The organism is Pseudoxanthomonas mexicana (assembly GCF_001556105.1).
In the GTDB taxonomy this organism is placed as follows: Bacteria; Pseudomonadota; Gammaproteobacteria; order Xanthomonadales; family Xanthomonadaceae; genus Pseudoxanthomonas_A; species Pseudoxanthomonas_A mexicana_A.
Genome location: NZ_LSIF01000041.1, coordinates 21,694 through 43,244, shown reverse-complemented (window position 1 = coordinate 43,244; position 21,551 = coordinate 21,694). Strand labels below are relative to the sequence as shown.

General features: G+C 67.0%; 16 protein-coding genes. 7 read left to right on the top strand and 9 right to left on the bottom strand.

Annotated elements, in window-relative coordinates; all coding sequences use genetic code 11:
- Nucleotides 1-737: thiol:disulfide interchange protein DsbA/DsbL (locus AX730_RS07495; protein ID WP_062354229.1), on the top strand; the 737-nt coding region annotated here is incomplete at its 5' end.
- A gap of 23 nt (nt 738-760) precedes the next feature.
- Nucleotides 761-1,531, top strand: coding sequence for an endonuclease/exonuclease/phosphatase family protein (locus AX730_RS07490; protein ID WP_062354226.1), 771 nt, complete (start codon nt 761-763; stop codon nt 1,529-1,531).
- A gap of 19 nt (nt 1,532-1,550) precedes the next feature.
- On the opposite strand, the gene AX730_RS07485 is transcribed toward AX730_RS07490, so the two are convergent.
- The 7 genes from AX730_RS07485 to AX730_RS07455 all read right to left on the bottom strand — a co-directional run bounded on the left by AX730_RS07485 (nt 1,551) and on the right by AX730_RS07455 (nt 11,768).
- Nucleotides 1,551-2,900: a putative bifunctional diguanylate cyclase/phosphodiesterase gene (locus tag AX730_RS07485; protein WP_083537793.1), complete on the bottom strand. Its 1,350-nt coding sequence runs from the start codon at nt 2,898-2,900 to the stop codon at nt 1,551-1,553.
- Nucleotides 2,901-3,028: 128 nt separating this feature from the next.
- Entirely contained in the window at nt 3,029-3,370 is a 342-nt protein-coding gene (locus AX730_RS07480; protein ID WP_062354223.1) for a DUF3325 domain-containing protein, read from the bottom strand.
- Nucleotides 3,363-5,030 (bottom strand): PepSY-associated TM helix domain-containing protein, encoded by a 1,668-nt coding sequence (locus AX730_RS07475; RefSeq protein WP_232310206.1) that lies wholly within the window; start codon nt 5,028-5,030, stop codon nt 3,363-3,365. Before AX730_RS07475 ends, AX730_RS07480 begins: the two co-directional genes overlap by 8 nt.
- A gap of 19 nt (nt 5,031-5,049) precedes the next feature.
- Nucleotides 5,050-5,358: a hypothetical protein gene (locus AX730_RS07470; RefSeq protein ID WP_062354214.1), complete on the bottom strand. Its 309-nt coding sequence runs from the start codon at nt 5,356-5,358 to the stop codon at nt 5,050-5,052.
- 38 nt (nt 5,359-5,396) lie between these two features.
- Nucleotides 5,397-7,535: a TonB-dependent siderophore receptor gene (locus AX730_RS07465; protein WP_232310205.1), complete on the bottom strand. Its 2,139-nt coding sequence runs from the start codon at nt 7,533-7,535 to the stop codon at nt 5,397-5,399.
- Nucleotides 7,536-7,898: 363 nt separating this feature from the next.
- The gene (locus AX730_RS07460) at nt 7,899-10,739 is read right to left on the bottom strand and encodes a TonB-dependent receptor plug domain-containing protein (RefSeq protein WP_062354211.1); all 2,841 of its coding nucleotides are present in this window, start codon (nt 10,737-10,739) and stop codon (nt 7,899-7,901) included.
- A gap of 213 nt (nt 10,740-10,952) precedes the next feature.
- The gene (locus AX730_RS07455) at nt 10,953-11,768 is read right to left on the bottom strand and encodes a sulfite exporter TauE/SafE family protein (protein WP_232310204.1); all 816 of its coding nucleotides are present in this window, start codon (nt 11,766-11,768) and stop codon (nt 10,953-10,955) included.
- Nucleotides 11,769-11,813: 45 nt separating this feature from the next.
- Here AX730_RS07455 and AX730_RS07450 point away from each other — a divergent pair, with 45 nt between their 5' ends.
- The gene (locus tag AX730_RS07450; RefSeq protein WP_083537791.1) at nt 11,814-13,790 is read left to right on the top strand and encodes a transglycosylase SLT domain-containing protein; all 1,977 of its coding nucleotides are present in this window, start codon (nt 11,814-11,816) and stop codon (nt 13,788-13,790) included.
- A gap of 39 nt (nt 13,791-13,829) precedes the next feature.
- Nucleotides 13,830-15,059, top strand: coding sequence for a multifunctional CCA addition/repair protein (locus AX730_RS07445; protein WP_062354210.1), 1,230 nt, complete (start codon nt 13,830-13,832; stop codon nt 15,057-15,059).
- A 35-nt stretch (nt 15,060-15,094) separates the two neighbouring features.
- Here the strand turns inward: AX730_RS07445 and AX730_RS07440 are convergent, their stop codons facing one another.
- Complete coding sequence (locus tag AX730_RS07440) at nt 15,095-16,360, bottom strand: sensor histidine kinase (RefSeq protein WP_407071479.1); 1,266 nt, start codon at nt 16,358-16,360, stop codon at nt 15,095-15,097.
- On the bottom strand, nt 16,357-17,049 hold the full coding sequence (locus AX730_RS07435) for a response regulator transcription factor (RefSeq protein ID WP_062354243.1): 693 nt from the start codon (nt 17,047-17,049) through the stop codon (nt 16,357-16,359). The genes AX730_RS07440 and AX730_RS07435 overlap by 4 nt, the downstream gene beginning before the upstream one ends.
- Nucleotides 17,050-17,182: 133 nt before the next feature.
- On the opposite strand from AX730_RS07435, the gene AX730_RS07430 reads away from it, so the two are divergent.
- The 3 genes from AX730_RS07430 to AX730_RS07420 all read left to right on the top strand — a co-directional run bounded on the left by AX730_RS07430 (nt 17,183) and on the right by AX730_RS07420 (nt 21,396).
- On the top strand, nt 17,183-18,889 hold the full coding sequence (locus tag AX730_RS07430) for an ArnT family glycosyltransferase (RefSeq protein ID WP_062354207.1): 1,707 nt from the start codon (nt 17,183-17,185) through the stop codon (nt 18,887-18,889).
- A gap of 129 nt (nt 18,890-19,018) precedes the next feature.
- Entirely contained in the window at nt 19,019-19,732 is a 714-nt protein-coding gene (locus tag AX730_RS07425; RefSeq protein WP_232310202.1) for a phosphatase PAP2 family protein, read from the top strand.
- A gap of 56 nt (nt 19,733-19,788) precedes the next feature.
- The gene (locus tag AX730_RS07420; RefSeq protein ID WP_062354240.1) at nt 19,789-21,396 is read left to right on the top strand and encodes a phosphoethanolamine transferase; all 1,608 of its coding nucleotides are present in this window, start codon (nt 19,789-19,791) and stop codon (nt 21,394-21,396) included.
- Nucleotides 21,397-21,551: the final 155 nt, after the last annotated feature.

The following is a 21,551-nucleotide window of genomic DNA, read 5'->3' as shown; positions in this document are numbered from 1 at the left end:
CCGCCGATGCGCCCGCCGCCGCGGCGAGCGGCACGACCGCGCCCGCTGCGGACGCCCCGGCAACCCCCGCCGATGCCACGGCCGCCGCGCCCACCCCGCCCACCGCAGGCGCCGAGACGCCCGCCACCAACACCAACCCGATCGTGCCGCCGCAGGGTCCGGCACCGGTCGCAGGCAAGGACTACGTCGAGATCCCCAATGGCCAGCCGTATGCGCCGCTCAACGGCCAGGTCGAAGTCGTCGAGGTGTTCGGCTACGTCTGCCCGGCGTGTGCGCGCTTCGCCCCCGAGATCGCCTCCTGGAAGAAGAAGCAGCCTGCCGACGTGCGCGTGTCCTACGTGCCGGTCGTGTTCGGTAATGTCTGGGCGCCCTATGGCAAGGCGTTCTACGCAGCGCAGGCCAAGGGCCTGGTCGACCAGACCCACGATGCGGTGTTCATCGCCATCCATCTGCAGCGCGCGCTGCCGGGCGAAGGTCAGCCGCCGGCGGATCCCGCACAGATCGCGCAGTGGTATGCCAAGTACGGCGTCGATGCGAAGGAATTCGTCTCGCTGATGAACGGTTTCAGCACCAACGCTCAGATCGCCCGCGGCATGCAGTTCGCCAAGAACAGCGGCGTGGAAGGCACCCCGACGATCATCGTCAACGGCAAGTACCGCGTCACCGGCGGACAGACCTACGCCGACGTGCTGCGCATCGCCGATCACCTGATCGCGATGGAACGCGCGCAGCCCTGAGCGAAGCGGAAGCCCCCACTTCCATGACCGACTCCCCCGCCACGCGGCGGCTGCGACTGCTCAGCGCCAACATCCAGGCCGGCTCCAGCACCCGCCGCTACAGCGACTACGTGACACGCAGCTGGTCGCACGCGCTGCCGGCGGGCAACAAGCGCGGCAGCCTGGATGCGATCGCGCAGCTGGCCGGCGAGCACGACATCGTCGGCCTGCAGGAAGCCGACCCGGGCAGCCTGCGCTCGGGCTTCACCAACCAGACGCACTATCTGGCCGAGCGCGCCGGGTTCGATTACTGGACCCACCAGCCCAACCGCAACGTCGCGCGCGTGGCCGGCAGCGCGAACGGTTTGCTGAGCAAGCTGGAACCCGTGGAAGTGACCGACCACAGCCTGCCCGGCCGCATCAGCGGCCGCGGCGTGCTGATGGCGCGCTTCGGCGAAGGCGACGAAGGCCTGACCGTCGCGGTGGCGCACCTCTCGCTGGGCGCCACCTCCCGCCGCTCGCAGCTCGCCTTCATCGGCGAACTGCTGTCGGACCACCCGCACGCGGTGCTGATGGGCGACTTCAACTGCGCGCCCGATACGCCGGAAATGGAACTGCTCTACAAGCGTACGCGCCTGCGCCCGCCGGCCTTCCGCGTACCCACGTTTCCCAGCTGGCGGCCGCAGCGCGCAATCGACCATATCCTGCTGAGCGAAGGGCTGCGTGGCGACAATGCGCGCGCGATGCCCGCCGCCAACTCCGACCACCTGGCGCTGGCGATGGATATCGACGTGCCGGACAGCGCACTGCGCTGAGTGCACAGTCGCGGGCGCTTCAAGGCGTCGATGCGATGCGCTGCTTGAACGCATCCACGTCCATCGGACGCCCGAACAGGTAACCCTGGAACAACCGGCATCCCTGTTCGCCCAGCAATGCGAACTGGTCCTCGTGCTCGATGCCTTCGGCGATCACGTCGATGCCGAGGTCGCGCCCCAGCTGCAACAGGTTGCGGGTGATCGTGGCGGCCTGCGCATCGCGGACGATCCCGCGGGTGAACGCACGATCGATCTTCATCTCGGCGAAGGGCAGCTCGCGCAGGTAGGACAGCGAGGAATAACCCGCGCCGAAATCGTCGAGCGACAACCGCACGCCCATCGCGTGCAAGGCCCGCATCTTGGCCACGGCGTCGTCCATGTCGTGCACCAGCACGCTTTCGGTCAGTTCGAGCGTCAGCAAGCCGGCGTCGATGCCGCTGCGCGTCACAGCATCGTCCACCTGCTGCACGAAGTCGGGTTGCCGCAACTGCAGCGCGCTGACGTTCACCGACAGACGCAACCTGCGCAGCGCGGGTTGCGACTGCCAGGCCGCGAGCTGCCGGCAGGCTTCGTTCAGCACCCACTGGCCCAGCGGCAGGATGAAGCCCGTGTCCTCTGCCGCCTGCATGAAATCGGCCGGGCGGATCAGGCCGCGACGCGCATCGTGCCAACGCAGCAGCGCCTCCGCGCCGATGATGCGACCGCGTGCGTCGACTTGTGGTTGGTAGAGCAGCATGAAGCGACGTTGCGACAACGCGTCTCGCAGAGCCCGGTGCAGTGCGCGATGCTCGGCAACGTCGGTTTCCGCCAGACGCAGCACGACCAGGAAACTCGCCATCGCCGTGGCCAGGTTGACCCAGATGCCGACGCGCCGTACGTCTTCGGCGATGGCGAACGAGTACGGCAGGCGTATCGGAGCCCCTGCGAATACCGCGAACAACACCAGCAGCACGACGACCATGCCGTAGCGCAGCCATGGCCGCTCGTCACGGAATACGTGGTGTGCGCAGAGCGCGAGCACCAGCAGGAAGACATGGCTCGTCCGCGGAACGGCGTCGGTCGACACATCGAGAAACGTCGAGAAAAAGCACAGCAGCATCGACAGGCCGGCGAATGCCACCCATGAGGCGGCGCGTGGACGATGAAGGCGCGCCATCACGATCACCACCAGCCCCAGCAGCGCGATCGCCAACTCGACGGCCACGATCGGCCATGCGCCCCGCCAGGCAAAGAACGTGGCCCAGCCCAGCCCCAGCAGCAGCATGATCAGGCCGGTCGCCAGCAGCAGATAGAAGGCACGGCGACGACGCCGGCGGTCCATCATCCCCGGCCAGCCCACGGCTTGTGCGTTGTCGATCGGCGCGTCCATACGATGAGCGTCCTCCCGCCAGCCCGCATCGTACTCCTGCCATGACCGAAGTCACGGCGGGCACGGCCGCCTGCACACGCCATCGATCAAGCGATGCCGGATGCCGCCGCGACGGCGTTGATCCAGCGTCAGCGCCCTGTCGTACGAACGCGCACCCACGGCGCCAGCCAGCGCAGCCAGCGCGGCTGCCAGGCAAGCGTCATCGCCACGCTGACGGCGCCGGCCGTCATCCCCATCATCCAGACCAGGCAGGCCATGGTGGCGTGGTCGACCGCCAGGCAAAGCGCCAGGGCAGCGACCAGTGCCAGAATGCCCGCGACACGCAATGCGCGCCCCATTCCTGCAGAAAGTGCCGCGCCCCACACCTGCTGGGCATGAACGGGCATCGACAACGCCAACCACCCCATGCCGGCCACGCTGGCCAGCAACGCCGCCAGCGACATGACGGCCGCGGGGATGGACTCATGCATGGGTCGTCTCCGCGTTGGCGGGGTGCGAGACTGGCAGCGTGGCGGCACGACGCGCCAGGGTGCGTGCGGTCAACGCGGCCAGTACACCGCCGACCAGGAGCGTCAGATCCACGCCCGCCACCGGCCAGTAGCCCACGCCGATCGTGCGCAGCAGATGGTCGCCGGTGGTGATCCAGTTCAGCAGCACCGCCGCCAGGGCCAGCACCGCGATCATGCCGCACTGTTCGCGCCACGCTGGATTGGCAAGGCCGCGAGCGACCGGTGCGCTGCGCCATGCGGCATGCAACAGCGCCAACAACCAGGTGCCCCAGAACGCAGAGCGCTCCCAGTCGCCGCGGGCAGGCAGGTCTTCGGGCAACAGCCGGTTGGCGACGAGGATGCCCAACGCCGCAAGCACCATGCCGGTCACCGTGGTCACCGCCAATGCGTCGACCACGCGTGCGCCCTGCTGTCCCTGTCGCGCATGCTGGCGCTTGCGCTTTTCCACGAAGAACAGGAAGCCGGTGGCGATGCACACCGCACCCAGCAATCCCCCCAACACGTACATCCAGCGCAGCAGCCAGTGGCGGAAGTGCTGCAGGTGCAGGCCGGTGAGGAATTCGGCGACCCGGCCTGCCGTCGTGGGCGCGGGGTCTTCGTGGATCAGTTCGCCCGTCGAGGCCTTGAAGTGGATGCCGTCGCCGACCAGTGCGATGCGATCGGTGCCGGCGCGGTACACGCTCACGTAGCCATTGGCGTCGCCTACGTGCTGCAGCACCAGGAAGCCGACCTCGCCCGCCTTGTCGTTCGCCTCCCAACGGCGCTGCGCCTCGGCCACCATCGCGTCGACATTGGCCAGGCCTGCGGGCACGCCGGCGCGCTCGTGGGGAAGGCCGGTTTCACGCGCCTCCACTTCCGCATTCAGGTCGTGCAGTTCATTCAACTGGGTATGGCCAAGCGGGAAGTAGTACGCCGCCGCGAAGATCAGCAGGCCGGTGAAAGCGAAGAAGAAGTGGAACGGCAATGCCACCACGCCGGTCAGGTTGTGCAGATCCAGTACGCTTCGCAGCCCTCCCTTCGCGGGCCGGAAGGTGAAGAACTCGCGGAAGATCTTGCGATGCATCACCACGCCGGTGACCAGCGCGACGAGCATCATCAGCGCGGAAAAGCCGACGATCCAGATGCCAAGATTCTTCCAGTCCAGCGTCAGTCCGTAGTGCATCGGATAGAAGAATCCACTGCCGACTTTCAGGCGGTCGTTGGGCAGCGGCGTACCGTCACGCGGGTCGATGGTGCTGTCGGCCCAGATCGCCTCCTCGGGATCTTTCGCGTTGGGCACCTCGTAGCCGGCGAATACCTGCAATACCGGATCTCGGTGCGTGGTGTACGCACTCCAGCTGACCACGGTATCGAAGCGCTCCGGCATCGGCCCGTTCACGCGCGGACGCATCGCGTCGACCGCGGCTGGCAACGGCTGCATGCGCTCGAACGCGGGGCGAAGGACCCGTTCGTACGACGGCATCGGCTGCGGCTCGAAGCGCGTGGACGGAATCGCCCAACGATCGATTTCGCGGTCGAACACCGACAGCGCACCGAAGAAGAACGCCGCCATCAGCACGAAACCGAGGACCAGGCCGAACCAGGTGTGTAGCCAGGCCATCGCCTGTCGGAAACTCTGCATCACGATGGCGTCCTCCGCCTCAGACCAGCAGCGATTGCACGAGCGAGCCGGTGGCGGCCAGCAGCGCCCCCCCTCCTGCCAGCGCTGTCCACACCACCCACAGGCGGCGTGCCGCGAACGCCCACAGGAAGGTCGTCAGGAACGCGAGCACGCCGAACAGGCTGGCGAGGAATTCAGCGTCGTGGAAACCCATGCCGGCGGCGAACATCAAGCTCGCGCCAGCGGCCACCACGCCCCACGCGAAGGCATAGCCGCCGAACACGGCGGCCGCGACGCGTGCCGTCAGGCGCAAGCGCGGTGAACGGGGGATCGCAGTCGTGCGGGACATGGCGATGGCTCGTGTCTCGAAGGAAATGGGCCGATGCCTCAAAACCGCCAGTTCAGGCTCAACGTGTAGTTGCGCGGCGCACCGTAGTAACCGCTGTAACGGAGCGTGTTGATGTACTTCTCGTCACCCACGTTGTTCACGTTCAAGCGCAGCGTCGCATTGGGCTGGAAGTCCCACGCCACGAAGCCATTGACCACGGCATAGCTGCCCTGACGCACAGTGAAGCCGCTGGTTTCCGTGTTGGAGATGTCGCTCTGCCAACGACCGCCGATGCCGTATGAAAGCGCGGCGTAGCTGGGCAGGCGACCGCTCACCACAATGTTGGCGGTACGTCGCGGCACCCAGGAAAAGGTATCGCTGCCGTCCACGCCATCCAGCTTCAGCGTGGTGTAACCGAATACGACATCCAGGTGGTCACTGACCTTGCCCGTGGCTTCGAACTCAACCCCCCTGGATTCGACATACCGGCCTTCGTAATAGAACTGCCCCAGATCGTTGTAGCCGATACCGGTCGCGAAGTTGTCCTGCTCCGCGCGGAACACCGCCACTGTGGTCAGCAGACGCTTGTCCCACCAATCCGCTTTCACGCCAAGTTCGTAGTTCGAGCCCTTGGTCGGATCCAGGTAGACCCCATCCGCATCCGACTGGCTCTGCGGCTGGTAGATGTCCGAGTAGCTGATGTAGCCGAGTATGTTCGGCGTGAAATCGAATGTCAGGCCAGCGTACGGACTGGTCTCCTTCTCGGTCTGGTTGAACGGCTGCGTGTAGTTGACGCCGTCACGCTGGTATTCAACCCAGTTGAAGCCGACCACCGCCTTCAAGCGATCGGTCAGCGCCAGTCGAGTGGCGCCGTAGGCGCGCTTCAGGCGCTCGTTCAACGTGCTGTAGACCGACAAGTCGCCCCACACGGGCTCCGAGATGTAGTCGCCCGGCCAAGGGAACGCGGGCATGGGAACGTAGCCGCACGCCACGCCGTCGCACATCGCGCCGGCATACTGGCTGCTGACGCTTTCGCTCTTGGACCAGCTCACGCCCAGCATCACTTCCTGCTCGCGACCGAGCATCTGGAAGCGGCCGTTGACCGTGGCCGCACCGAGATCGGCGATAAACGTGTCCGCACCGCCCCACGGATAGCCATACAGACCCAGGCCCGTCACCGGATCCATGCCGGCACCCACGAGGTCGGTGGCATAGAACAGCTTGTCGTCATTGCGGATATCGCGACGGTTGTAGGACAGCTTCAGCTGCCAGTCCTCACCCAACTGGTGGGCGTATTCGATGAAGCCGGTTTTGGTGGTCGTGTCCCAGTAGGTCCAGTCCTGCGTGGTCGACGCGCCGCGATCCCATTCGGCCTGCGTGCCGTCGCTGTACGTGAAGCCCAACGCGCCCCACATGTTGCCGTTGGTCTTGCCTTTCTGCCAGGAGTATCCCAGCGTCAGCGTGCCGTTATCGCCGATCTGGCCGTCGACGACGCCGTAGAGGAAATCGCGCTTGTCGTCCTTGCCGCGCAGATAGGAATCGCCTTCTTCGTGCGCAGCGACCACACGACCCGCCCACGTGCCGCCCTCGGTGAACGGCGTGGAGTAGTCCACTTCGGCACGGCTCGTGCCCCACGTGCCGTAGCTGATGCCTGCCGAGCCTTTCGTGTCGTTGGTCGGACGCTTGCGTACGTAATTGATCGTGCCCGCGGCATTGCCTACGCCCGTCAGCAGGCCATTGGCGCCGCGGATGACTTCCAGCTTCTCATAGCCGAACGTGTCCTGCGTACCCGTGACGATGCCCCAACTATTGGGCAGGCCCACGCCGTCGATCTGCGTGTTGGCGATGTCGAAGCCGCGCGCGGTGAAGTTGGTACGGTTGGTTTCCCACTCCTCCACCTGGATACCGGTCGCCATGCGCAGCGCTTCATTGAGGCTGTCGGCGCCGAACTGCGTCATCTGTTCGCTGCTGACCACGCTGATGGACTGCGGTGTTTCCTTGATGGCCAAGTCCAGGTTGGTCGCACCATTACTCACGCGGTTGGCACGCTGGCCGACCACCATGACCGTGTCCAGATCCGTGGCGCTGGCATCGCTGGCCACCGGCACGGCGGTCGCCGTCTCCTGGGGAGCGGCCAGCACGGCACCGGACACGCACAGCAACGACAGCCCGATGGCCGCCTGCAGCCGGCTCTTCAAGGGAGGGAATGGACCAGCCTGGACGAACGGCCGGGGGGACGAGGACAAACGACGCATGGGAGAAAGCCTGAGGCAGGAAGGAGGGGGGTGCGATCCATCGCCCGCACGTCGATTGCACGCCAATGGGCGCCTGGAGATGACGTCGCGCGGCGACGCCAGGCTTGTCAGGCCCGGCGCGCAGCCCCGAATTAAATGCGAATGAGTCTTATTTTTCAAGCTCAGGCATGCCATCCGACCTGCGACCGATCGTCGCGGCCGCTGCCTCAAAGGCATTTTCTGCCGGGCATCCGCCTCGCCGCCGCCATCGGATGGAAACAAAGAAGCCGGCTTTCGCCGGCTTCCTGCTCCACCTTCTCTACGCGGTCAGAACCTCAGATTCGCCCGCACGTAGAAGAAGCGCCCGCCCGGGATGTCGTAGGTCGAGGCTTCGTACCCGTTGAGCGAGCACGAGGTACAGACCGGCGGATCCTCATTGAACAGGTTGTTGACGCCACCGATCAGCTTCAGGCCCTTGAACCATGCCAACTCGTAACCCACCTGCAGGTCGTGGTACGTCGTGGCCGCCAGCGTGTTGGTGGTGGCCGTGCTGCAGAATTCTGCCGGATCGGCGGCCAGGCAGGCTTCCTCCATCGCTGACAGATGACGGATGCTCCAGGCGGCATTCCAGTTACCGAGCCTCCAGTCAAGCGTGGCGGTCGACGTCCATTCGGGGATCGCGCTGTCGTTCACCACGATGCCGGGACCCTGCGGCTGCACCTGACCACTGGCGTCGCGCGCTTCGTAGCGGGTGACGAAGGTGTTCTGCCAGATCAGCTTGAAGCGGCCCACATTGGTTTCCGGCAATGTCCAGAACACGTCGGCATCCCACCCATCGGTCTTGATCGAGCCGAGGTTGATCAGGAAGTTGGCGAAGGTGTCGATCTCGCCCGACGCCAAGCGATTGATGCCGCTGCAGTACTGCGGATCCTGTGTGGTGGCGCACAGGTCCAACTGAACCTGCGCATTGATGGCCTGGATCGCACCCTCGAGGTTGTGCCGATAGTAAGTGACCTCGATGTCGAGATTGTCCGACCACGCCGCGTTCTCGGCGAACGAAGGACTGAACACCAGACCCGTGCTGAAGCTGCGCGCGGTCTCCGGTCGCAACGCAGGATTGCCACCGGTCAGCACCGGGATCTGCGGGTCGTTCTGCCGTGCGCCGGCGGGCACGCCCGGACATGCGACGGGTGCGAGCGAGCCGGCCGGCGCACTCGGTGGTACCAGGCAGGGATCTACCAGCAACGCATCGAAGCGGCTCTGCGAGCCGAACAACTCACCGATTGAGGGTGCGCGGAATCCTGCAGCGTACGTCGCACGCAGCAGCAGGTCTTCGGCGACCTGCCAGCGCAGGCCATACTTCGGGGTGAACTCGCCGCCGTAGGTGGAGTAGTCGGAGTAGCGACCAGCCAGGCTCAGGTCGAGTTTGCCCGGGCCATCCTGCTGCGCATACAGCGGCACGTTCAATTCCAGGTAGACCTCGTTGACGTCGTACTTGCCCGAGGTCGGCGACGACGGCACGCCGTTGTACTCGCCAGCGACGGTCTGTGGATCCGGGTTGTAGCTACCTTCGTACTTGCGGTACTCGTAACCGGCGGCGAACTCGACATCACCCGCCCACGCCGGGAAGAGCGCACCGCTGACGTTGGCAGTGACCTGCGTCAGCTTCTGCTCGCTGCGGTCGCGGAACAGCGGACTGATGTAGGCGAGCATCGCCGGCGAAATGGTGTCGAAGCCGAAGATGTCGAGCGGCGTGCAACCCGTCGTCGCCGCGCACACGGCGGGATCGCCCAGCGCGATGGCGATGTTGCGCGCGTTGTAGCTTCCGTGGTTGGTCTGCTCGGCCTCGTTCTTGCTGAAAGCCGCGTTGACGTCCCAGAAGAACTGCCGTTCGCCGCCGAACGAGCCCTCCAGGCCGGCCGCCACGTACTGCGTATCGACTTTCTGCTCGAAGATGCGCGGCCCTCCTTCGATCGGGCGGCGACGAATCGTGCTGATGTTTCCACCGGGTCCTCCGGTCAGGGCGAAGCCGAACGGATTGAAGGGATGGTTGGCCGGGATCGTCAGGTTGGCGGTGTAGCTGGTGCCGGCGCCAGGTCCGAGATCGATGGGCTCCGGCGCGGCCTGGTTGGTGGATTCCCGGGTGTTGTACAGCGCCTTGGCGTAGAAGTTCAGCTGTTCGGTGATCGAGAAGCGGTATTGCGCGAACACGCCCATGCGCTTGGACGGCGTCATCAGCAGGTTGTAGGGTGCGTAGTTGAACGCATCGCGGCCGAAGTCGAAGCACTGGAAGCCATCCGTGCGCGTCACGCCCGAAGCGCAGCCCGGCAAACCCGGGGTATAGGTCGGATTGGTCTGTCCAGGCTTCACCGACAGGTCGTAAGGGTTGCCATTGGGATCGGTAAAGGAGAAGCGTCCGCCCAGGATGCGCGAGCTGCCGCCCTGGATCGGAATGGCCGAGATGGCGCGGCTGGCCGAGCTGACCTCCTTCTGTTCGGTGTAACTCAGGCTGAGGAACAGGTTGCTGCGATCGTTGTCGAAGCCCCAGGCGAGATCCGCGCCGGTGACATCGCCGTCACCCTTGTCGAACTGGCCGTAGTTCAGCGTGAGCTGTCCGCCGTCGACGTTGCGACGGGTGATGATGTTGACCACGCCGGCGATCGCATCGGAGCCGTACAGTGAGGACGCACCGTCTTCCAGCACCTCGATGCGTTCGACCAGGGCCAACGGAATCGTGTTGAGGTCGACCGCTGCGCTGACGCCAGACGCGGAGGACTCGTTGACCCAGCGCATGCCATCGACCAGCACCAACACACGCTTCGGCCCCAGGTTGCGCAGGTCCACCTGGGCGGAGCCCGCCCCGACGCCATCGCCGTTCGGTGAGAAGCCGAAGTTGCCTGACGAATTGAACTTGGTGTTGAGTGCCGACCCGGACCCCGTCAGCTTCTGCAGGATGTCGCCGATGGACGTCAGGCCCGTGCGTTCGATCTGCTCGCGCGACAGCGTCTGCACCGGGACGCGACCTTCCATTTCAGCGCGCTTGATGCGGCTGCCGGTGACGGTGAGGGTATCGAGGGTGGTCGCTTCCTGCGCGACGGCGGTGGCCGGCAGGGTCAAGAGCACGGCAAGTCGAATGGCCGAAGCCAGGGTGTGGCGGCGCGAGTTCATGGATTCTCTCTCCGGAAAGGGGCAGGTCGCACGGCGGATGCCTAAAGCGGCCTGCCTTTCGTTGTAAAGAATCTGTAAAACGCCGACAACGGAAACAAGTCACCGTTCTGAAGATGGTAACGACGATTATCGTGGAGTAAACGCAATTACCCGGAGTTTCTACACGCGGTCGTCACGAGCATTAATAACTAAACACGTTTAGATAATCCGGCATCAGCCGCTGGCGATGATGGCGATGCCCATCACCACCATGAAGATGGCGAACACGCGCTTCAGCGCTTTTCCACCGATCCGGTGCGCCAGCCGCGTGCCGTAGGGCGCAGAGAGCACGGAGGCGATCGCGACGCCGATGGCAGCCGGCAGATATATGTAGCCCACCGCATGCGATGGCAATGCGCCGGGCGGTGCATGCAATGCGTAACCCAGGGCGCTTGCGATACCGATGGCCACGCCACAGGCACTCGACGTACCAACCGCGCGCACGGGTTGCACGCCGCGCCACACCAGCAACGGTACGGTCATGCTGCCGCCGCCGATGCCGACCACCGCCGACACCGCGCCGATCGCGGAACCCGCCACGCTCATGCCAGGGCCGCGCGGCGCAGGCACACCGCGTCCTTCCGGATGCGCGTTGCCGCCAAAGATCATCTGCGCGCCGGCAATGAAGCAGTATCCCGCCACGATCCAGCGCAGCACATCGTCATCGAGGTAGACCGCCAGGCCACTGCCCAGCCAGCCACCGATCAGCAGCCCTGGCACCATCCACGCCACGGTAGGCCACAGCACGCTGCCACGGCGATGGTGCGCGTAGGCCGACGACGTCGCCGTCAGCACGATGCTCGCCAGCGAACTCGCCAACGCGGCATGCATCGCGGCCTCTTTCGGAATGCCGTGCATCGGCAGGATCCACGCCAGTGCCGCGACGAGCACCAGTCCGCCACCGATCCCGAGCAGGCCCGCAAGGATGCCGGCCAGCACGCCGAGCACCGGAAATATCCACACACCTTCCACGCACCACCTCACTGTCATGGCCTGTCTACAGGGAGGTTCAGCCGGCATGGGTATAGTCCCGGCATGATCCGAATCCCCCCTGCCATCGTACTCGCTGCCTTCGCCAGCCTGTGTTCGGCACCGGTCGCGCACGCGCAATCGCTCGATGCACAGCGCCCAGCGATACGCGATGCGCTCGCCGCCGCCGAAGCCGGACGCCTTGATACCAGCACCGCGTCATCGCTCGCCCGCCATCCCTTGTACGGCTGGGTCGAACTCGCAGTCCTGCGCCGTGATCCGGATGCCGTGTCCACATCGCAGGCGCACGCGTTCCTGCAGCGTTACGACGGCCAGGCGGTGGCGAACCAGTTCCGTCCGCTGTGGCTGGCAGCCCTCGCGCGCCGGCAGGACTGGCCGACGTTCCTCGGCGCATGGAAGCCCTCCGACAGCATCGCCCTGCAGTGCGCGCACCTGCAGGCCCGCCAGGCCACGGGCCGCATCGATGCGGCATGGACCGAGCAGGCGCAGGACCTCTGGCGCAAGGGCGCGAAGTCGCTGCCCGGCGGCTGCGACACGGTGTTCAACGTGCTCACCGCGCAAGGCACCTTGTCCTCCGCATTGCGCTGGGAGCGCATCGACGCCGCCGCGGGTGAGCGCCAGACGGCAGTCATGCGCAGCGCCGCGCGCGGGCTGCCGGGCGATGAGCTGGCGCTGGCCAACGACTACGCCGCCTTCATCGACGCCATCCATCCCCGCGCGCTGAACTGGCCAAAGACCGACCGCAGCCGCCGCATGGCGGCGCAGGGCCTGGCGAAGCTGGCGCAGAACGATCCCGATACCGCCGAGCGCCTGCTGCCGCAGTACGCGGACGCGCTGGGCATGGGTGAAAGCGAGCGCGGGCACGTGCTGTACCAGATCGCGCTGTGGACGGTCGCATCGTACGGACCGGATTCCGCGCGTCGCCTCGGCAACGTACCGGAATCGGCCTACGACGAACGCCTGCACGAGTGGCGCGTCCGCGAAGCGCTGTCGCGCGGCGACTGGCCTGCGGCGCTCGCCGCACTGAAGAAGATGCCGCCCGCGCAGCGCAATGACTCGCGCTGGCGCTACTTCGAAGCACGCATGAGCGAGAAGACCGGTGACCGCGCCGCCGCGCAGCGCCTGTTTCGCGAAACGGCAGGCAGCCCCACCTTCCATGGCTTCCTGGCGGCCGACCGCCTCGAGCAGTCGTACGCGCTCTGCGCCTGGATTCCCAACGATCCCGCGACGGCGAAGCAGGCCATCGCGCGCGACCCGGCCATCGTGCGTGCGATGGAGCTGTGGCAGCTGGAACGCCCGGGCTGGGCGACGGCCGAGTGGAACGAGGCACTGTCGCGCTTCGACGACACCCAGCGTCGCATCGCGGTGGAGGTGGCGCAGGACAACGGCTGGTTCGACCGTGCGGTGTTCTCGCTGGGCAGCGTGCGCGGCGAGAGCCGGCCCGACGAGCAGCGCCTGTACCAGCTGCGCTTTCCGCTGCACCACGGCGACACCATCAAGCGCGAAGCGGCGAAGCACAGCATCGACCCGGCCTGGGTCGCCGCCGAGATCCGCGCCGAAAGCATCTTCAATCCGAAGGCGCGCTCGGGCGCGAACGCGATGGGGCTGATGCAGGTGCTGCCGACCACCGGCGCCGGCGTCGCCAGGCGGCTGGGCATTCCGTATGCCGGCGCGGCGAGCCTGTACGACCCGGACACCAACATCGCCATCGGCACGGCCTACCTGCGCGAGATGGAAGACAAGTACGGGGTGCCCTACGTCGCCATTGCCGCCTACAACGCAGGACCGGCGCCGACCGCGCGCTGGCAATCGCAGCGTCCGGGCTTCGATCCGGATATCTGGATCGAGACGATCAGCTACAAGGAAACCCGCGAGTACGTGGCGCGCGTGCTGGCCTTCAGCGTGATCTACGACTGGCGCCTCAACGGTAACGCGCTGCCGGTCAGCGACCGCCTGATGGGGCGCGTGCAGGCCAGGCGCAAGGCCTTCACCTGCCCCACCGCGCAGATGCCGAAGAGCTGACGGCGCCACCGGTTCGCATACGCCGCTTATCATGGCGGCATGAAGACCTATCTCGTCGGCGGCGCGGTACGCGACAAATTGCTGGGCCTGGCGCCCGGCGACCGCGACTGGGTCGTGGTGGGCGCCACCCAGGTGCAGATGGAAGCGGAGGGCTTCAAGGCCGTGGGCCGCGACTTCCCGGTGTTCCTGCACCCGCGGACGGGCGAGGAATACGCCCTCGCACGCACCGAGCGGAAAAGCGGCCGCGGCTATCGCGGCTTCGTCGTCGATGCCGATCCGTCGGTAACGCTGCAGGAAGACCTGCAGCGACGCGACTTCACCCTCAATGCCATCGCGCAGGACGACGACGGCACGCTGGTCGATCCCTGCGGCGGCGCGCGCGATATCGAGGCGCGCGTCCTGCGCCATGTCGGGCCGGCCTTCATCGAAGATCCCCTGCGCGTGCTGCGTGCGGCGCGCTTCATGGCGCGCTTTGCGTCGCTGGGTTTCACGATCGCCCCCGAGACGATGGCGCTGATGCGCGACATGGTCGCCAGCGGCGAACTCGATGCGCTGGTACCCGAGCGCGTCTGGCAGGAGCTGCGCCGCGCGCTGGCGTCGGCCACGCCGTCCGCGTTCCTTTCGACGCTGCGCGCCTGCGGTGCCCTTGCCGTCGTGTTGCCGGAAGTGGACGCGCTGTACGGCGTGCCGCAGCGCGCGGAGTACCACCCGGAAGTGGATACCGGCATCCACCAGCAGATGGTCAGCGACATGGCCGCGCGCCTGGCGCCGGGCGACGCATTGATCGGTTTCGCCGCGCTGGTGCACGACCTTGGCAAGGCGCTGACGCCCGCCGACGTGCTGCCCAAGCACATCGGCCACGAGCATGCGGGTGTGAAGCCGGTGCAGGTGCTGTGCGAACGGTTGAAGGTGCCCGCCGACCACCGTGAGCTGGCGATCATGGCGTGCCGCGAGCACCTCAACGTGCATCGCCTGGCCGAACTGCGCGACGGCACGGTGATCGAACTCTTCACGCGCTGCGACGCGTTCCGGCGTCCCGAGCGCATCGCGTGGCTGGCCACCGTGTGCGAAGCGGACAAGCGCGGCCGCGGCGGCAACGAAGAGACGGACTACCCGCAGGGCCGGGAGCTGGTCCGCCTGCACGCGGCGGCATGCGGCGTCGGCGCGCGCGACGTCGCCCGCGACGGCATGACAGGGCCCGAGATCGGCGCCGCGGTGCAGGCCGCTCGGGTCGCGGCCGTGCATCGCGCCCGTCACAGCGACGGGTGATCGACCACGCCACGGCATCGAGGTGATGCCGACCCTCAGCGCGACAGTCGCAGGCGGCTGATCGTGCCGCGTCCCGGCGCCGACTGGATCGACAATGTCCAGCCCAAGTGTTCGCACAGGCGCGCCAGCAGGTCGAGTCCGATGCCGCCGCCATCGCGACTACCGCCACGCGCCATCTGCGCGTAGATGCGACTGATGTCTTCCGGCGTCATGCCATGTCCGGGATCTTCAAGGGTGACCGTTGCGTTGGCCTTCAGGCGCACGTGGATCTCGCCACGATCGCTGTTCTCGATGGCGTTGCGCAGCAGGTTGCCGATCGCGGCCTGCACGATGTGCAGCGGTGCGGACACGCTGCTGGGCTGCAGCTCATCGATGACGACGGACAGGTCCTTCCCCACCATCATGTGCCGGTGGTCGTCGATGATCTCGGGCAGCAGTTCATGCAGCACCACCACCTCGTTGCTGCGCGACAGCCGTGCGGGATCCTTGGCCAGTGTCAGCAGCAGGGCGATCAACCGCTCCACGTCGCGCGCGGTGCGATGGATGCGCTGCACCTGCTGGCGTGCCGGCGCCGGCAATCCGGGCTGCTCCAGCGCAAGTTCGCTGGCGCCGGCGATGACGGCGATGGGGGTGCGAAGTTCATGGCTGCTGGTGTCGATGAAGACGCGTTCGCGCTCGACGAAGGCCTCGTTCCTGCCCAGGTAATCGTTCAACGCACTGGCGATGACGACCAGTTCCGCGCTGGCCTTCTCACCCACCGCGATGCGCTGGCCCATGCGATCCGGCGCGAGCGCGCCGATGTCGCCCGCAAGTTCCTGCAATGGCCGCAGGGTACGACGCAGCCCCCACGCGACCAGCGACCCCATGCTGACCACCAGTGCCGCCGCCAGGCCAAGCACGGTCAGCGTGAGCGAGTCTTCCTGCGATTCCAGTTCGGTGATGTCCAGCACCAGCGTGTAGCGAACGCCCTGCTGCGCCTGCACCAGGACCAGCACTTCACGATCGTCGAGGACCAGTTCGTCGTGGATGCCGTCCTGCAGGTCCGCGATGGCGGCCGGTGGTGCACGACCGGGCACGCTGTAGAGCTGCAGGTCGTCGGTGTCGCGCCACGTGTAACGCGGGTCTTCGTTCAACCGCTCCACGTGGTGGACCAGTTCGGTGCGCATCAACGAATCCCATACCAGCCGCTCGGCCGCCTCGTTGAGGATGTAGCCGTGCACCACTACCACCACGGTCAGCAGCAGCGCGTAGCCGGCCAGCCACATCAGGATGTGCGAACGCAGGCTGCGACGCGGCGTCACGCGGTCGTCGCTTCGTGCGGCACGGCAAGCCGGTAGCCGGTGCGCGGCAGCGTCTGGACCAGCTTGACCGGGAACGGGCCGTCGACGCTGCGGCGTAGTTCGTAGATGTGCGAACGAAGCATGTCGCCATCCGGCGGATGGTCGCCCCACAACGCGTGTTCCAGCTGTTGGCGGGTGACCACGGCGGGGCTGGCCTGCATCAGTGTTTCCAGCAACGTGCGGCAGGCGGGATACAGGTGCAGGGGCTGACCGGCGCGGGTGACCTCCAGGGTGGCCAGGTCCAGCTTCAGGTCGTGCACTTCCAGCACCTTGCGCCGCTGCCGGCCTTGCGTGCGGGCCATCAGGGCTTCCAGCCGGACTTCCAGTTCCGGCAGCGCGAACGGCTTGGTCAGGTAATCGTCGGCGCCGGCGCGGAAGCCGGCGATCTTGTCGGGCAACTCGTCGCGCGCGGTCAGCATGATCACCGGCAGGGTTGAGCCGTGCTCGTCGCGCAGCCGGCGCAGCACGTCCGGACCTTCCAGGCGCGGCAGCATCCAGTCCAGCACGAGCGCGTCGTAGGACTGGGTCGTCGCCAGGTGCAGGCCGGTCACGCCGTCGGGCGCCGCGTCCAGCGTATGGCCGCGCGCCTCGAAGTAGTCGAAGAGGTTCGCCACCAGGTTCCGGTTGTCTTCGATCACCAGCAGCCGCATCATGAGCCCCGTGCGGGAGGAGGACCGGCAGCATCGCAGGCCGGGCGTCGAAGCGACGTCGGAGTTCCGACGATTCTCTTGTGCCGCATGATCCACGATCGCGCGCTCCCTTGCAGGCAACCCAGAGCCCCCGATGACCCCGATGCGCTTTCGCCACGCGCCCCGCTGGCAGGCACCGTTGCTGCTGACCTTGATGGTGTGGGCGCTGCTGGCGGGCCTGGGCCTGCGCGAGCCCATGCCGGCGGACGAACCGCGTTTCGTGCTGGCGGCAAAGACCATGGTGGAAACGGGCCAGTGGCTGTTCCCGCACCGGGGCATCGAGCTGTATGCCGAGAAGCCGCCGACCTTCATGTGGCTGCAGGCGGCCAGCTACCTGCTGGTGCGCAACTGGCACGTGGCGTTCCTGCTGCCTTCGCTGCTGGCCGCGCTGCTGACGCTGTGGTTGTCGGGCGATCTCGCGCGCCGGCTCTGGGGGCGACGCGCCGTGCCGTATGCGGTCTTCGGCCTGTTCGTGTGCCTGCAGTTCGCGCTGCAGGCCAAGCGCGCGCAGATCGACATGGTGCTGGTGGGCATGACCACGCTGTCGCTGTGGGCCTTGCTGCGCTACCTGCTGGAAAAGCCGAGCCCGTGGTTGCTGCTGCTGGGCACGTTCGCCGCCGGCCTGGGCACGGTGACCAAGGGCGTCGGCTTCCTGCCACTGCTGGTGTTCCTGCCGTGGCTGTGGGTGCGGTGGACATCGCGCCGGACGCTGCCCCCGCATCGCGGCGTGCATGCGTTCGCAGGCGTAGCGGGCTTCCTGCTGGGCACGGGCGTCTGGCTGGTGCCGATGCTGGCCACGGCATTGGCTTCGGGCGATCCGGCGCTGCATACCTATGCGCGCGAAATGCTGTTCAAGCAGACCGGTACCCGCTACGCCAATGCGTGGCACCACGTGAAGCCGTTCTGGTACTACCTGCAGACGATGCTGACGTTGTGGCTGCCGGGCGCGCTGCTCACGCCGTGGTTGCTGCCCGCCTGGTGGCGGCGCCTGCGTCGGGCGGATGCGCGTCATGTCCTGCTGCTGGGCTGGGCGGTGCTGGTACTGCTGTTCTTCAGCGCCAGTCCCGGCAAGCGCGAGGTTTACATCTTTCCGATGCTGCCGGCGCTGGCCGTGGCCGCGTCGCCGCTGCTGGTGGGTCTGCTGCGACGTCGCGGTGTACGCGCGACGTTGTGGTCGTACATGGCCGTGCTGGTCGTCGTTACCGGAGCACTGGGCCTGTGGCTGGTGACGGCGTCGCCCGAGCGGCTGCATGCCCTGGTCGATGGCCGCGGCATGGACATGACGACGGTCGCTCGGTTCAGCCGCTGGCTGCTGGGGTTTGCCGTCGTGGCGGCGCTGCTGATGGTCGCGGCGCGACGACAGGTCGCGGTGGCGCTGGTCGCGGTGACGGCCGCACTGTGGACGGCCTATGGCATGGGCTTCATGCCGGCGATCAGCCCGGACAGTTCCGCCAAGGTCCTGATGCAACGCGTCGGTGAACGGATCGGACCGGATGCCGACCTGGCCATGCTCGGTTGGCGTGAACAACACCTGCTGCAGGCCGACCGGCCGGTCACCGACTTCGGCTTCAAGCAGCCATGGGTGGACCAGTGGCAGCACGCGCACGCATGGCTGCTGGAGGCGCCCGGCAAACGCTGGCTGTTCCTGCGCAAGGAAGCCATCGGGCCGTGCCTGGATCCGGCGCAGGTGATCGACATCGGCGCATCCAACCGGCGCGACTGGATCCTCGCGCCCGGTCGCGCATGGATCGAGGGGTGCGACGTGCCGGCGGACTGGTCGGCGGACGTCAGCGAAGACTGAATCACCGGCAACACGATGCGCGATCGCGTGCATTCCGTTGGCGGATTAACGCGGCTCCGACGCAAATCCGACCGCGTTACGACGCCTCGGCCACCAGCATGCGCGCACTTCCCTGTCGTCGCATGCCGCATGTCGCCTGCTCCTCTCCGTCTTCTCTCCCGCCCCATCGGGCAATCGTCGCCGTGGCTTCCGTGGTCGCTGCCGGTGCTGCTGCTCGCATGGCTTGCCGCGCAGCACGTCGACATGGCCCTTGCCCGTGGGCTTTTCCATTGGCAAGGCGATGCCTGGTCGCTCAAGCGCAGCCTGTTGCTGGAAAACGGCCTGCATCGCGGGGGTCGCCTGCTGGGCCAGGCCGCCTGGACGGGCGTGCTGGTCGCCACGCTGCTGCGCTGGCGATCGCCTTCCTCGCGCACGTGGACGCGGCCCGCGGCACGACTGCTGCTGTCGGTGCTGGCGTCGGTCGCATGCGTCGCGGCGCTCAAGGCGGTTACCCATATGGACTGCCCGTGGGATCTGGCCGGGTTGGGCGGCGATCGTGCCTTCATCGGCTTGTTCGAAACACGGCCCGCTTCGCTGGGGCCGGCCGCATGCTTCCCGGCGGCACATGCGGCGGGTGGTTTCGCCTGGGTCGCGCTGTACTTCTTCTTCCTGCACACCGCACCGCGCTGGCGCCATGCAGGCCTCGCCGTCGGCCTGCTGGCCGGCGCGCTGTTCGGCCTGGCGCAGCAACTGCGTGGGGCGCACTTCCTCTCGCATGACGTCGCCAGCCTGATGGTGTGCTGGACCATCGCATGTGCGGTGGAGGCGGTCGGCGCGCGCTCCCCGGTGGAGGCGCACGCGTGAACGCGTCCGCCCCCGATCGTTCGTCCACGCCATCCCGTTGGCGGCGCGCCCTTGCGCTGCTCGCCGTCCGCCCCGAGGTGGGGAGCGAGACACTCATCGTCGTCGCCAGCCTGTATTTCAGCCTGTTCGCCAACGCCGTGTTCTGGCAGGCCGCCGCACCGCTACCGTGGTCGCAGTGGGCCTGGACGCTGTCGCTGTTCCTGCTGGTGACCGCGGTGCATGGTGTGTGGCTGTCGCTGCTGGTGTGGCGCGGCACGGCCCGCATCGTGTTGTCGGCGCTGGTGGTGCTCGCAGCACTGGCCGGTCACTACATGGCCAGTTACGGCATCTACATCGACGCCGACATGATCCGGAATGTGTTGCATACCGACTGGCGCGAAGCCAGTGACCTGGCAGGCACCGACGCGCTGCTGCCGCTGCTGGCCGCGTTGCCTGCGCTGGTGGTGGTGTGGCGCGTGCGCGTGCGTCCGCGCACGTGGTCACGCGTCCTGCTGATGCGCGCAGCGTTCCTCGTCGGCACCGTCATCGTGGGCCTGGTCGGCGTGCTGCCATCGACGCAGCAGCTCACCGCCTTCCTGCGCAACCAGCGCGAAGTGCGCTATCTGGTCACGCCAGCCAACGTGCTGGTCTCGCTGGCGAAGGTGGTCAGCGAAGATCCGCCGGGGCGCACCCGCGTGCAGCTGCCGATCGGCGAGGACGCCGTGCAGTCGCCCGCCGCCGCCGTGCGCCGGCCGCGCGTGCTGGTACTGGTCGTCGGCGAAACCGCCCGGGCCGCCAACTGGGGACTCAACGGCTACGAACGCCAGACCACGCCGGAACTGGCGAAGCGCAACGTGCTCAATTTCCCGCGCGTCACCGCCTGCGGCAGCAGCACCGAAGTGTCGCTGCCGTGCATGTTCTCGCCACTGGGGCGCAAGCAGTACGACGAGAAGGCGATCCGCAGCCAGCAGTCGCTGCTGCACGTGCTGCAGCGCGCGGGCGTGGAAACGCTGTGGCGTGACAACCAGTCCGGCTGCAAGGGCGTGTGCAACGGCCTGCCGGTCGAAGACCTGCACGCCCGCACCGACGCCGGCCTGTGCGACGGCAAGCGCTGCCACGACGGTATCCTGCTGGTAGGCCTGGGCGACGCGATCCATCGTCATCACGGCGACCAGGTGATCGTCCTGCACATGCTGGGCAACCATGGGCCGAACTACTTCGAACGCTATCCGCCTGCGTTCAAGGTCTACCAGCCGGTCTGCCAAACCTCCGACCTCGGACGCTGCTCGCGCGCGCAGATCGTCAACGCCTACGACAACGCACTGCGCTACACCGATCGCGTGCTGGCCGACGTGGTCGACCAGCTGGCCGGCATGAAGGATCTCGACACCGCCATGCTGTATGTCTCCGATCACGGCGAATCCCTCGGCGAGAAAGGGCTCTACCTGCACGGCATGCCGTACGCGATCGCGCCGAAGGAACAACTGGACGTGCCGATGGTGGCGTGGTTCTCCGATGGCTGGCGTGCGTCCACCGGCCTCGACGATGCCTGCCTGCGCCGGCAGACCGGCGGATCGCGCAGCCACGATGACCTGTTCCATACGGTCCTGGGCCTGACCGACGTGAAGACGTCCCTGTACCGGCCCGACCACGACATTTTCCTTGCCTGCCGGGGCGGGCGATGAGCACGGCCTCCCCTGCAGGCATCGCCATGACGCGCCTGTCCGTCGTCGCCACCGAACTCGGAAAACTCGTCTGGCCGGGGCGGACCGGCCTGCACAGACGTCATGGAGGCGGATCGACCTGTTCGGCACGCGGCGGCAGGCGCAGGTCGCCGGCG